This window comes from Micromonospora sp. NPDC004551, assembly GCF_040609975.1.
GTDB lineage: Bacteria > Actinomycetota > Actinomycetes > Mycobacteriales > Micromonosporaceae > Micromonospora.
The window spans coordinates 96,363-109,403 of the sequence record NZ_JBEXLM010000024.1 but is presented as its reverse complement, the minus strand read 5'-3'; the positions used below and the strand labels follow the sequence as shown (position 1 = coordinate 109,403).

Below are 13,041 nucleotides of genomic sequence, written 5' to 3'. Positions count from 1 at the left end.
ACGCGCCTTTTTTCCTCCTGCACGCCGCTTTTTTCGCGCCCCCCCCCCCCCGTCCCCCCCACCCCTCCCCCCCCCACCGCGGGGGCCCCCGGCCCCGGCAGGGCCGGGGCGACGGGTCGGCGCTGCTCGCCCACGCGCACCAAGCGCTGGACGCCGAGAACCTGCCCGCCTACCTGGAGGCCAGCAACCCCCACAACCGCGACCTGTACGTCCAACACGGCTATGAAGCCGGACCGCCGATGCAGCCCACATCGGGCCGGACCACCCTTCTGGCCCATGTGGCGCGGCCAGCTCAACGGCGGCATCCGCGCGTCGTTCCCGCCACCCAACCCGTACTACCGGCCGTTGCGGTGAACCCCGCCATGACCATGCCCGTACGCCGGGCGCGCCCGGCCGACGTCCCCGCCGTCACCGCACTGCTGGTCGACGCCCTGTCCCGGGACCCAGTCGCCGAATGGCTGGTGCCGGACCCTGACAACCGGCGGACGGCCTGCACCGACTCCTCGCCGTCGACATCGACCTCGCCATCGGGACCGGCCACGTCGACGTAGCGGGGGACTGGTCAGCGATCTGCCTGGGTGGTTCAGGTTTGCGGGCCTTGAACCGGGCGATGGGCTTGGTGGTGGTGCGGGGGACTTCGGTGAGGAGCTGGTCGCCGTCGTGGACGCGGAAGGTGGTGTCGGCGGCTTCGACGGTGAGTTGCTCCGGCGTGAGCGCTGCCGACGTGGATGCGTTGACCGGCGATGACCAGGGCTCCTCGGCAGCTGACGCGGCGTCGCACCCGCATGGGTTCCGGCTTCGGGGTGGGTGGTGGTCCAGCGGGGCGGGCGTCAACGACCGCCTCGTTGAGCTATGGGGCCTTCCAGCCAAGCCGCAGACGAAGTCTTAGGGCCGGCGTGCCCGAACCGTGCCCGACGCAGGGGTCAGCAAGGGCCAGCGGTGGGCTGGTCGACGCGGGGCGACGAGAGAACATTTCAACCCGCGCTGACAGACGCCTACCGACAGCAGTCTTGATCTTTGCGAGTCGGCGGTCGGATGGAAGGCTCGTAACGTGACCAGCAGCTACATCGAAGGCACCGAGCTTGACTTGGACGAGATCAACCAGTTGCTTAGATGGATGCTCGTTGCCGACCGTGCCTACGACGCGGCGGTGGACCTCTGAGATGAGTTGGGGCCTCCCGAGCTCGACGACGCGCTGAGAACGAGTCTGTACCTCCAGTGGGCGGCGCTCACTGACTGGGTGGAACTCAAGCCGGAGGAAGAGCAGCAGGCGAGCCTCGAGATGGTTCGTGCGGCACAAGAGTGGCTGGCTTTAGACCTCGCAGACGACGCGGCGTTGGACCGGTATTTCGATCATTGGCTCTACGAGGTTCTTGGGTACGCCCGCAACGAAAACCGGTCGACCTGACATCGGCTGAGCCAGGCGTCGGCCCCGACGTGGCGGTCCGCCTCTACTCCCCATGAGGCGGCGGGTTGCGGGGGAGTGGTGTCAGACGTCGGCAAGTGTTTCCGCTGCTAGACCGCCATGTGCTCACCTTGCCGGTCCCCAGTCTTGATCTATCAGATGAAGGTGGCCCTCACAGCGGGCCGCGCCGGCCTGGCCCCGCCCTGCTGGCGACCTCCGGCCGGCATCGGCCCGCCGGCCAGCCAAGGGCGGTCATCTGTTCCACAACCAGTTCGCAGACAGCCTGCTGTTGGTGGGTCGCCTAGATGAGGATGACTGCGGGTTGACGATTACCCTTGGCCCGGTGGCGTCCACGGTCTGGTTTGTTGGGGTGTCGACAGGCAAGTCGTTGATCCATGAGGCGTTCCCGGTCTGGATGGGCGACCTCGGCCTTGACGTACGTCTGGTCGGTCGCGATGTGCCCTTGGCCGCTCCGGGTGAGGCGTACCGCGCCTTGATGACCGAGTTGGCCGGCAGCGATGACGTGCTCGGCGCTGTCATCACAACGCACAAGGTGGCCGTGCTGCGTGAGGCGGGCGACCTGGTCGACTGGCTCGACCCGTTGGCGGCCGAGTGCGGCGAGGTCAACGCCCTAAGGCGTGAGGCGGGCAGGCTGGCCGGCTTCGCCCGGGACCCGATCTCGATCGGGCGAGTCGTCGATGACATTTGGCCCGACGGAGAACACGTCGTCTGTCTGGGAGCCGGCGGTAGCGCGATCGCGCTCGGCCGTCATCTGCTTGCCCGTCCCGTGCCACCGACCCGCCTGGTGTTCACCGACCGCAGTAGTGCTGCTGGCCGGCATCTGCGGGCCGTGCTCGGTCCGTGGGCCGAGTCCCGGCGAGTGCGCCTCGAGGTACATCTCGGCGCAGGGCCGTGGGATCACCTCGTCGCGTCCGGTCCGCCCGCAACGCTCGTCGTCAACGCCACCGGACTCGGCAAGGACCGTCCTGGCAACCCGGTGTCGCCAGCCGCCAAGTTCCCACCGAACGCCGTGGTGTGGGACCTGAACTACCGGGGCGACCTGGCCATGCTGCGGCAAGCCCGCACTCATGACGGGTTGGCCGTACACGACGGCTGGCAACTGTTCTGCCACGGATGGGCCGCAGCACTCGGCCCCATCCTCGATCTGCCGAACGAGATGAACACGGCCGGCCGGTTCGCCAGCCTCGCAGCACCCCTACGTGCACGGCCTGAAGCTGGCCGCTGATCGGCCACCGGACATGCGGCGCCGAGGTCCCAAACTTGCCGTACCGCTCACCGGCGCGTCTGGCCGCAGGCCAGCCGTGAAGGCCGTACGCCTGGCCGACGCCGCGCACGAGCTGGCCCGCGCTGCGGACGCCGCCGGCCGGGGTGCGGCAGCCGCGAAGCTGCGAGAGGCCTGACGGGGCAGTACGAGTCGGCGCAGGTGCTGGCCCTTGTTGCCTGGTCGGGGTAGGCAGACGCCGCCTGTCTTCCCCGCCCGCAAACCCCAACGGATTTATTGCAAGCGAAGCCACTCTGTGCAACGAGTCGGCCCTGGGCTGTCGCACACGGGGATGCTGATTCTCGTCGGCCCAACCTCGAGCACAGGGAGGGCACCATGGTCCCAACGCAGACGCTGCGGATCAGGAGCACGCTCCGAGCCGCCACCACCCTCGCCGCGATGGCAGCACTGGGACGCCATCGTCAAGGCTCTCAAGCCCGTCTATACAGCGGCGACCGAGGCCGCCGCTCCGGAGCGCGTCGCCGAGTTCGCGCAGGCGTGGGGCACGAAGTATCGGGCAGTCATCCGGTTGTGGGAGCAGGCGTGGGCAGAGTTCGTGCCGTTCCTGGCCTTCGACGCCGAGATCCGCACTGTCATCTGCTCCACCAACGCTATCGAGTCCGTCAACAGCCACATACGTCGAGCCGTACGAGCCCGCGGGCCACTTCCCCAACGAGGGCGCCGCCCTCAAGTGTGTCTACCTCGCGGTGATAAGCCTGGACCCGACCGGGCAGGGCCGCCGGCGGTCAACCATGCGTCGGAAAGCCGCCCTGAACGCCTTCGAGATGGCCTTCGAAGGACGCCTGTCCGCAGGCCGACCGGTCCATAGCGGGGATGAAAGGGATCTGCAACTACAGGTTCAGCGACTGGACGCAGTACGCCAACCTCCATGCTTTAAGCAGGCGAACGCCATGTGTGCGGCGGTGCGGATCGCAAGCAACTGGTCCAGGCTGTGAGCCAATCGACTCCAAACCTCTGCCACGCGGAGACTCGATTCAGCAATCTCCGTGGGGAATATTACATTCGTAGGCAGGCCGATTCCGCGCGAGCTCGATATTTGGCCGCGCCCGTTCGACGCCATCCTTCGTTGCGCACCGGCCCCGGCGGGAACAGAAAGGAACCGAAATGGCTAAAGGTATCGAAATGACAAAAATGGTGGCCGTCAGCCAACAGGAAGAACCAAGCCGGCGACGACGGATCACGAAGCGACGCATTGCGACCATGTTCGCGGCACTTGTAATTGCCGTCGGCGCAATGACGTTCGCGGCGGTCCAACCTGCCGCGGCTGACACGGTCAACGGCTATGCCGGAGCCGGCCTCGTGACCACCGTCAACACGGGCGCGAAGAATTACAACAACCGCACGCAGTATGTCGGCTCAATCTATGTACTCGACACGGCCGGATGGATCTGTGACAACTCTGACCCGACCGAGGCATGGGCGGGAAGCGTCTGGTACACCAGCGCTACGGGCTGCCCTCGCGGTTCGCTGTTCACCATCGATCGCTGGGTCCCTTCCGGCAGCGGTGTGTGCGGTTCGTATTACCGGTGGAAGAGCTTCCCTGGCACCTTCCCTTGGTCACCTCCACGGGTGGAGAGATTTCGATTCGTCGCGTGCATCACGATCTCGGTCTAGCGGCTTCGTGCTAGGGGATGTCCGTCGCACTAGCCCTCACGCGCCAGGGAGGAAGAACGCCAACTTCTGAATGCAGATGTATCCACCACATGGGGTGACCCGTTCACAAGAGGAGATATCATGCAAATCAAAAGGCGAGTCGCGGCCGGCCTGGTGCTGGCTCTTGCGGCCCTCGGCGGAGTGTTCACTGCAGCGCCCGCATACGCCTACCAATCACCGCTCATCTGGGTCGGATCGCCGGTCAACGCGAGATGGGGCGAGAGTCCGTCGAGCCACGTCTGCCTGTTCAAGGCCGCTCCGAAGAACGACTGGTGTACGGATCTCTACACGCCTGACGGCTCATCCGGGCAGCCGGCATACCTATACGTCGCACCGTCGGACTCCGCCTACAACAACGCTGTCACCACCCGGGTCACCCAAATTATCGACGACAGCGCCTGCCGGTACGGCGGGGGCGGCGACCTGGTCACCGTAGAGATCCTCTACAACGGCGCGTCGTACGGGCAAGTCACGTATGCGCATCTTGACCGCAGCGGCTCCCTGTACGTGGGGCAGACGGTCGGCCGCTGGGGAACGTACCTCGGCAACATGGCCAACCTCGCCAACGGCAACGGAGGTGGCCCGGGCCCGGGCGGGGCTTCCTGCTGGACTGGCCCCCACGTCCACACCGAACTGCGAGCCACGACCCAGTACGCCTGTTGGAATAAGGGGTACGTTCCCTACAACTCGAACCTAAGCACCACGAACTTTATTGGCTTCGTCTCCGGTCCCTTGAACTACAACGCGAAATCTCCGTGTCCGTAGCTGGCTAGCCGAACGACCGCCATCGGGTCCCGGATCGTCGTCAACGATTCGGGACCCCATGGGCCAAGAAGGCCCCGACTACCTAAACGGACGGCATCATGCGACACCGGCGCCGTGGGCTTCGGCGATGATGCCGGCGACGGCAAGACGAGGACCACTGACCCGAGCGCCGCCGCCCAGCCGCCAAGCGGCAGCAACCGGCGCGGACGGAGACGGCCAGTAGTAACCGACGTTGGACTGTGGCTGGAGACCAGCGATGCCGACGGACCCCGACGGACGAAGCGCCCAGAACTGTAAGCGAGGCGTCAGGCAGCGAAGCAGCAAAAGCAGCGCGCCTGGCTGCGGGTCGGCCCCGAACGTCAAGCGACGATGCCCGGCACCTGCTCGTCGACGTCGGCCGCCAGCAGCTGGCACCTCTCTCAGGACGGTCAAGAACTGCCGCAGGAGCCGACCAGGAGACGGTGCCGTTCGACGCCGGTGGTGGCTGATGGTGAGCCGGCTGCGCGGGTCGCTGGTCTGCTGGCGCCGGGCGCTCCACGTGTGGTTGAGAGAGATGCGGACCGGCGGGGCTCGCTATCGACACATCTTCCCTGGCGGCCACGCCGCCGACGACGTCGGGGGTGGTGCGGATCGGCTCGGGGAGCAACGGACGGGTGCACCCCGGCGAGTCTCGCCGACCGCCACCGGTCAAGCTGCGGCCCGCTGCGACGGCCCGTTGGGAGAGATTTACTGGTTGGCGCTCTCGTACACGACGGTCGACAGATTGAGCCACCAGGTGGCGGCGGCCCGGACCTGCTCGGGCATCTGGTCGTCGGCGCGAAGCCGGTGCAGCATGGCTCGGTTGCGGGTCATGCCCAGGCCGTAGGTGAGGCTACTCAACGCCGCTGCGTTGGCCGGCCGCCGGGTACGCTGCCAGAGCCCTGCGTGGTATGTGATGGCCTGCCTCCAGAATCGGTCCTCGCTTCGCCCACCGACGTGTCCGATGGCCTGGGCCGAGGCGACTGTGATCCGCGCTGGCACGCCGCTGGCAGTGATCAACCGCTCGATCACCGCGCGTTGCTCTGCTCCGCCGACCAGCCGCAGCGCCTCGATCATGGCGGGTGCGACCGATGCGCCCAGGACCGCGGGGCGGGCAAGCTCCGCGGCGAGAACGGCGGCGAGCGGCTGGCGGTACGGGGTGCCGCTGACCGTGATGGCCGCCAGCAGCCGGACGTCGAACACCGGGTGGAACAACATTTCGTCCAGCAGGACTGGCAGCACGTCGTCGCGGAAGTGTGGGACGTCGCGGGGCATCCCCGCCGTTACCGCCCCGGCGAGCCGGGCCACCAGTCGCTGGCTCGCCTCCTGATCGGCCAGCCGGCCGGCTCGCAGCACTTGTTCCAGGGTCGGATCGGCGGCCAGCGCCTGCAGCCTGGTACGGCTCGCCGCCGAGATCGTGTTCGGCAGACGACGCAGCAGCTCGGCCGCCAGGGGCTGGATGTCGTCCCGCCGGGTCGAATCGAAGGTCAGCTCCTGAATGATCGCCACCAGACGAGGCATCTCGGTGTCGGTGAAGTGCCCGAACCGCAGTTTGCGGACGCTCGCCAGCAGGGCACCGTACTGGGCGCGCTCGTTAGTGGGGTGGACGAGCTGTTGCAGCACGTACCGGTTCGCGTCGGGATGGTCGCTGGCATCCAGCACACTCACCGTCTCGACGAATACCTGGTTCGTGGGGTCCGCCGCGAGACTCGCGCACGCCGCGACCGCCGCCTGCTGACCAACGGGATGTGCCAGGAGCCGGCTCAGCGCCTCGTAGCGCTGCATCCAGGCGATCCCGTCGGCGACGATGGTCTCGCTGAGCAGCCGCTCGGCGATGTCCGCCCACGCCCGGTGCGGCGTGATCACCATCCCCGGTGCGGCCGCCAACCGTCGCGTCAGCTCGTCCCACTCGACACCGGTCAGCAGGTCCGTCGAGGAAGCCGCCCGTTCCACGAGCTCGTCGAGGCGGTCCGACGCGGCCAACCGGTCCGGCGACCGCACAAGCGCCGGCGATACCTTCCTTGTGGACGTCGCGTCCCGGTGAATGGTGTCCACGAGCGCGACGAGGTGGTGCGATGGCAGGTCCAGTAGCTCCTCATACCGGCGGATGGCCAGGTACGGGGCACCCACTGCCGCCGTCTCCCAGCGCGAGATCTGGTAGATGCTGGCTCGCTCGGCCCAGCAGCCGCCCTGGAACGCCTCGGCGAAGGCCGCCGACCGCAGCCACCGTTCACTCCGCCCGTACAACCGGTTGACGCGCAGCAGCCAGCCCACCCGGTGCTGGTGCGCGGGCAGGCGCGGCCGGTCGGCCGGTCCGGCAACCGCCCGGTACGGGCGGCCACGGCGGCCGGTGGTGCTCCTTCCGGCTCCCACGCGGCCATTAATGGCACGACCGACTACGGTACGCAACGCCTCGGCCACTATCAGACAGCTTCGTGGATCCTGGCGGCACAGCGCATCGCCGGAAGGAGCACGAAATGCCTCTCACCATGCCGCCGGTTCGACGCTACCGTCGAGCGGCCGGGCTAGTACTCGCCGTTGGCACCGCCTTCACCAACACTCCGCGGAGCTTCACTCAGGTCCTGATATCGAGGTGTCACGCAGGGCTGCGGACACGATGGTCAGTTTTCCCTACCTTGTTGATCGTCCGGGCTGTCGTACTGTCCGGGCAGCCGGGGGCACCGGGGCATGGCTTTCAGTTTTCTGCCGTTGATGGCTTCGCTTGATTGGCCACCCCGGTGCTCCACGACGCCGTGACCGCTGATTGAGATCTGCGACATCGATCGCTGCGTAGGGAATGGACGGCGAGCGCGTCGACGGCATTCCGATCACGAGCAGGGGGAGGGCCGGATGCAGCAGGTCGAGCAAGCATGGGCCGGGATCGACGCCGGCAAGAGCCACCACCACCTGGTGGTCATCGACAGCGAAGGGCGCCGGCTGCTGTCGCGTCGGCTGTCCAACGATGAACCCGAACTTACTGCGGCGATCACCGCAATCCTCGCCAGAGCGCAGAAGGTGACCTGGGCCATCGACCTGGCCGACGGCCCGGCCGCTCTTGCCATCACGCTCCTGCTCGAGCGCGGCCAGCGGGTCCTCTACCTGCCAGGTGTGGCGGTTAACCGCATCGCCGGTGCCTACCGCGGCGAGGGCAAGACCGACGCCAAGGACGCCGCGGTCATCGCTGACCAGGCCCGCATGCGCCGTGACCTGCGTGAGCTGCACCTCGACGACACCCTGCTCGCTGAACTTCGCATGCTCACCGCCCATCGCGCCGACCTCGCGGCCGATCGCACCCGCACCATCAACCGGCTACGGATACGCCTGCTCGGCATCTTCCCCGCCCTGGAGCGCGCACTCGACTTCACCAACCGCGGACCGCTCGTGCTCATCAGCCAGTTCCAGACACCCGCCGCTCTGGCCGCATTCGGGCGAGAGGAACTGGAGCGCTGGCTCCGCGAGCGCAAAGTCCGCCACGCGAACAAGCTCGCCACGGCAGCGATCGAGGCCGCCGAGGCTCAGCACGTCCGCGTTCCCGGTGAGGCCATGGCCGGCGAGCTCGTCGGCCGGCTCGCGGCCACCGTCATCGACCTCGACCGGCAGCTCACCGAGCTGGACAAGCTCATCGCTGACCGATTCCACCGCCACCACCACGCCAAGGTGATCACCAGCATGGTCGGCATCGGTGAACTCCTCGGCGCGGAGTTCCTCGCCGCCACCGGCGGCAACCTTGACGTATTCGCATCCGCTGACCACCTCGCCGGCTACGCCGGACTGGCACCCACACCACGCGACTCGGGCCGGCGCGTCGGCAACCTCCACCGCCCAAAGCGATACAACCGCCAACTCCAACGCGTCTTCTACACATCCGCGCTGATCAGCATCCAGCGCAGCCCTGCCTCAAAAGCCTTCTACGAGCGCAAACGAGCTCAGGGCAAACGCCACGGCCAAGCCGTCCTCGCCCTCGCCCGGCGCCGCGTAAACGTGCTCTGGGCCATGTTGCGCGACGACCGACCCTACGAAGAAGGGCAACCTCTAACCACCCTCGCCGCTTGACAAACAGCATTGAGAATCAGGCGGAGCCGACACAAGATCCGGCACGGTTTGTAGATGAGTCTTGACATCGGCCGGTCAGATGACGTGATGGGCGTGTCGGTGAGAGTCGACGTCGCTGTGTTTCGGGCAGCGACTCATAAGGTCCCAATCCCGCCAGACCACGAAGCTGCCTCTTCCTACGGTCGGTCGGGTGAATGCTGATCCTGCCGACACTGCCCGGACCCCTCCTCGAATCGGCGGCCTCGTTGTGCTGTTCATGTCGATCGCGGCGGCCCTGGGGACAGCGACCGTCTATCCGATGCAGCCAGCAATAGCCGATGTGGCGGACTCGTTGGGATCGCCGATCACCGCCGTCGGGGTCGCGCTCGCCTGCGGACCGATCGGATACATGGCCGGCCTCTGCCTGCTCGTCCCACTCGTCGATCGATACGCGCCTGGGCGGGTTCTCGCAGCCCAGTTCGGAGTTCTGGCAGCAGCGCTCGCGGCGAGCGCCGCCGTGAGCAGTGTGATGGCGCTGGGCCCGGTGATCACCGTAGTTGGTGCCTGCTCAGCGGTGGGCGCTGGCCTCAGCTCGGTCGCCAGCCGTTTGGCTCCGCCGCATCGGCGCGCGACGATCTTGGGGATCGTGACCGCTGGCATCTCGGCTGGAATCCTTGCCGGCCGGATTGTCGGCGGATGGCTCGCGGATGAGATCGGCTGGCGTCGAATGCTCCTGGTCTTCGCCGTCGCCTCCGCGCTCGTCGCTGTGTGTTGCCTGACGGTGATCCCAGCCGCGCACGGCACAACCGCGCGCGGCTACCTCTCCACCTTGCGCACCCTTCCCGGACTGTTCGTCCGGCACGCGACGCTCCGAGTTGCCGCGCTTCGTGGCGCCCTGTGGTTCTTCGCCTTCTGCGCGGTGTGGGGCGGCCTCGCCGTAGCTCTCTCGCAACCCCCGTACTCGTACCCCGCCGAGCGGATCGGCCTGTATGCCCTGGCCGGCCTTTCGGGCATTTTCGCCACCCAGGTCGCCGGCGCCTGGACAGACCGCGTAGGTGCCCGTCGCGTCATCATCGTGGGCCTGGTGCTGGCTGGGGTAGCTGCGGCCGTAGTGGGCTTCAGCCTTGCGAACACCGTCGTGGCCCTGCTCTGCTTGGCGCTCTTTGACGCCGGCCTGTTCGCCGCTCAGGTGGCCAACCAAAGCACGGTCCTCTCGATCGAGCCCGCAGCGCCGGCACGTTTCAACGGCGCGTACATGTCGGTGTACTTCGTAGGGGGAAGCCTCGGGACCGCCTTCGGCGCTGCCTCAGTCGAGTGGTTCGGCTGGCCGGCCACGGCTGTGATCAGCGTGGCGGCCATCGGGGTTGCCGGGACGATCACGGCGTTCACACCTCAGGCGTCCACGGGCCTGGCCGCGGCCGGCCGGGAAGCGAGCTCGCGATTCGCCCCCTAGCCTCGGTCCTTTCTCAGGCCGCCTGGCTGTCGGTGGGCCGTCTGGCCGCGCTGTTCAGCAGGGCGAGGGCCGCGTCGCGGGCGTCGTCTGCCGCTCGGGTGCGGTCAGGGTCGAGCGTGCTGCCTTTGGGAGAACGGGCATGGCGAGATGGTACCAGTCGGTTCGATGCTCTGCTAACGTCTCATCGAACCGATCGGTTCCATCTACGAAGGAATGCCATGCCCGACCCCCTCGTTACCGATCCGTCCGACACCCAGAAACCTGCCGCGCGCACCGTCCCAATGACCTTTCACAGTGCCGGCACCACTCTGCTGGGCGTCCTGCACCTGCCGGCCGGCCCCGGCCCGCATCCCGTCGTAGTCCTGCTACACGGCTTCCCCGGAAATGAGCGCAACTTCGACCTCGCGCAGGCCTTGCGCCGGGCGGGCTACGCAACGCTGGTCTTCCACTACCGCGGCTCATGGGGGATGGACGGCACCTGGTCGTGGACCCACATGCTGGAGGACGCCGCCCACGCGGTCGCCCACCTACGCCAGCCCAAGGTCGCCACGGCCCACGCCCTCGACCCGGACCGGCTGGCGCTCATCGGCCACAGCGCAGGCGGCTTCGGCGCGTTGATGACCGCGGCCGCCGATCCCAGCGTCGCCGCCGTCGGTTCGGTGGCCGGGTTCGACTTCGCCACGGCCGCCGCCGCCTGCCGCAGCGACCCGGCCACGCGAGCCGCCTACCTCGACGCCTGGGCCGACGAACTACTGCCCCTGCGCGGCACCAGCGCCCAAGCCCTGGTCACGGAGATGGAGGAGGCGGGGGACACGTGGAGCCTGGCCCGTCTCGCACCCCGGCTGGCCACACGCCCCGTGCTGCTGATCGGCACCAGCCGCGACAGCGTCACCCCCGTCGGCGTCCACCACGGCCCACTGGTGGACGCCTACCTCGCCCACCCCGTCCCCAGGCTCGAGCACCACGTCTTCCCCACCGACCACGCCCTGTCCGACCACCGAGTCGCCCTCGCCCGTACGGTGATCGCGTTCCTCAACCGGCACCTGACGGACGCCACCCCGTGAGCCCGATCCCCACCGCTGCCGGAACCACGCGGCCTCTCTCCCGACGAACCCCGAGGTTGCACCAGGCCACCGCGCGACTCGCCCTGGGAACCGCCTCCGCCCTGGGGATCTCCCGATTCGCCTACGGCCTACTCCTGCTGGCCATGCAAACCGATCTGCAATGGAGCCTCGCCCAAGCCGGCGCCCTGACCACCGCCAATAGCGTCGCCTACCTTCTCGGCGCCGCGCTCACCGGCTTCGCGGCACGGCGCTGGGGCGCCCTACCACGACCTTCCGCCTCGGCATGCTGCTCACCGGCGGTGCCCTGGCCGCCACCGCGGTGAGCGGCGCATACCTGGCACTGCTCACCGCACGCGCAGCGGCCGGCGTCGGCGGCGCCCTGGTCTTCGTCGCCGGAGGCTTGATCGCCTCACGCGGCGCCGCCGCCGCAGGCTCACCCGCACCCATCACCATCTACTTTTCTGGCGCCGGGCTGGGCATCGCCGTCAGCGGCGCCTGAACACCTGCGCCCCGCTGCCGGTCACGAAGACCGAACCTGCTTTTGATGTCTTTGATCTACACCGATGCACGTGAGGACTGACGCCGCGTCGGCTGTCAGGAAGAGCTGGAAATAGTAGGGAGGGTGGAGCTGCGTCACACCGCCAAGTCGCACAGGCTGTTCCCCGAGCGCATGGAGCGTCTCGACAGCCGCCGCGAACCCAAGCGTCGGGATGCCTCGATCCCTGGTAATCGCCTCCCGCGCCCTGTACGTGGACGCAAGGTTGTTGGCGGGAACCAAGCCGTCGACGTCGACCCAGATGCGGTAGGACGCTCCCCGCTCAAGGGCCTCAAGACACGCGTTGCTGACCGGGCTCTCGCCGGCGAGCAGAAAGATCAACTCATCGCGCTCCACGCAGCGACGGTACAGCCATCCGTACGGCCAAACTGTCCTGCTGAGGCCGGCCCTGGCCGACCACGAGGGACGGGCTGAACAGGCACGCAGGCACTTGACCAGCCACCCCTGATCCTCTTCGAACCTCCAGGCCCAAGGCGGCCCCCACCGGACAGGCCGTGAGCCGTACCAACCTCGGCGGCGCATACCGCACCCCCCGCCAGGCCTGCCCGAAACAGCTCCAGTACCGACCTCCGAGAACGCCGTGGGGCTTACCGAAAGCCCCACGGCGCAGCACCGTTGCCCGGCGGCCCGGCTCCACCAACACTCGGCGGAGTTTCACAGGTCCTGATACCGATGTGTCACGCAGGTCCCGAGACCGGACAGGCGACTGCGGGCGACTGCCGGCGCCCTCACCAGAGTTCCCGATTCTTACGAGGATCAAGGCGGCCCGCAGGCGGGCCGCGCCGGCCCGGC

The 13,041-nt window shown here is 67.9% G+C and carries 11 protein-coding genes and 1 pseudogene; 10 read left to right on the top strand and 2 right to left on the bottom strand.

The features are described 5' to 3' along the window. The first annotated feature begins 1,240 nt into the window (after positions 1-1,240). The 5 genes and pseudogenes from ABZW14_RS25165 (at position 1,241) to ABZW14_RS25145 (ending at position 5,126) form a co-directional block, all read left to right on the top strand. Positions 1,241-1,408 (top strand): hypothetical protein, encoded by a 168-nt coding sequence (locus tag ABZW14_RS25165; protein ID WP_355350917.1) that lies wholly within the window; start codon positions 1,241-1,243, stop codon positions 1,406-1,408. Positions 1,409-1,748: 340 nt separating this feature from the next. Then, positions 1,749-2,651, top strand: a complete 903-nt coding sequence (locus ABZW14_RS25160; protein ID WP_355350915.1) for a hypothetical protein — start codon at positions 1,749-1,751, stop codon at positions 2,649-2,651. 439 nt (positions 2,652-3,090) lie between these two features. After that, positions 3,091-3,493 (top strand): annotated as a pseudogene (locus tag ABZW14_RS25155) (transposase); the annotation flags it as partial. A gap of 319 nt (positions 3,494-3,812) precedes the next feature. Then, positions 3,813-4,322 carry a hypothetical protein gene (locus ABZW14_RS25150; protein ID WP_355350913.1) on the top strand — a complete coding sequence of 170 codons (510 nt, stop codon included), beginning with the start codon at positions 3,813-3,815 and terminating at the stop codon, positions 4,320-4,322. A 120-nt stretch (positions 4,323-4,442) separates the two neighbouring features. Further along, complete coding sequence (locus tag ABZW14_RS25145) at positions 4,443-5,126, top strand: hypothetical protein (RefSeq protein ID WP_355350911.1); 684 nt, start codon at positions 4,443-4,445, stop codon at positions 5,124-5,126. Positions 5,127-5,852: 726 nt separating this feature from the next. On the opposite strand, the gene ABZW14_RS25140 is transcribed toward ABZW14_RS25145, so the two are convergent. Further along, positions 5,853-7,565, bottom strand: coding sequence for a hypothetical protein (locus ABZW14_RS25140; RefSeq protein ID WP_355350909.1), 1,713 nt, complete (start codon positions 7,563-7,565; stop codon positions 5,853-5,855). Between the two features lie 429 nt (positions 7,566-7,994). Here ABZW14_RS25140 and ABZW14_RS25135 point away from each other — a divergent pair, with 429 nt between their 5' ends. From ABZW14_RS25135 to ABZW14_RS25115, 5 genes are all read left to right on the top strand, one after another. Beyond that, on the top strand, positions 7,995-9,197 hold the full coding sequence (locus tag ABZW14_RS25135; protein WP_355350907.1) for an IS110 family transposase: 1,203 nt from the start codon (positions 7,995-7,997) through the stop codon (positions 9,195-9,197). Between the two features lie 190 nt (positions 9,198-9,387). Continuing rightward, positions 9,388-10,629, top strand: coding sequence for an MFS transporter (locus ABZW14_RS25130; RefSeq protein ID WP_355350905.1), 1,242 nt, complete (start codon positions 9,388-9,390; stop codon positions 10,627-10,629). Between the two features lie 281 nt (positions 10,630-10,910). Further along, positions 10,911-11,693, top strand: a complete 783-nt coding sequence (locus tag ABZW14_RS25125; protein ID WP_355350903.1) for an alpha/beta fold hydrolase — start codon at positions 10,911-10,913, stop codon at positions 11,691-11,693. A 143-nt stretch (positions 11,694-11,836) separates the two neighbouring features. Beyond that, positions 11,837-12,016 (top strand): hypothetical protein, encoded by a 180-nt coding sequence (locus ABZW14_RS25120; RefSeq protein ID WP_355350901.1) that lies wholly within the window; start codon positions 11,837-11,839, stop codon positions 12,014-12,016. Further along, the gene (locus ABZW14_RS25115; protein WP_355350899.1) at positions 11,977-12,192 is read left to right on the top strand and encodes a YbfB/YjiJ family MFS transporter; all 216 of its coding nucleotides are present in this window, start codon (positions 11,977-11,979) and stop codon (positions 12,190-12,192) included. Before ABZW14_RS25120 ends, ABZW14_RS25115 begins: the two co-directional genes overlap by 40 nt. A 21-nt stretch (positions 12,193-12,213) precedes the next feature. Here ABZW14_RS25115 and ABZW14_RS25110 read toward each other — a convergent pair whose 3' ends face one another. Further along, positions 12,214-12,585 (bottom strand): hypothetical protein, encoded by a 372-nt coding sequence (locus tag ABZW14_RS25110; RefSeq protein ID WP_355350897.1) that lies wholly within the window; start codon positions 12,583-12,585, stop codon positions 12,214-12,216. Positions 12,586-13,041: the final 456 nt, after the last annotated feature.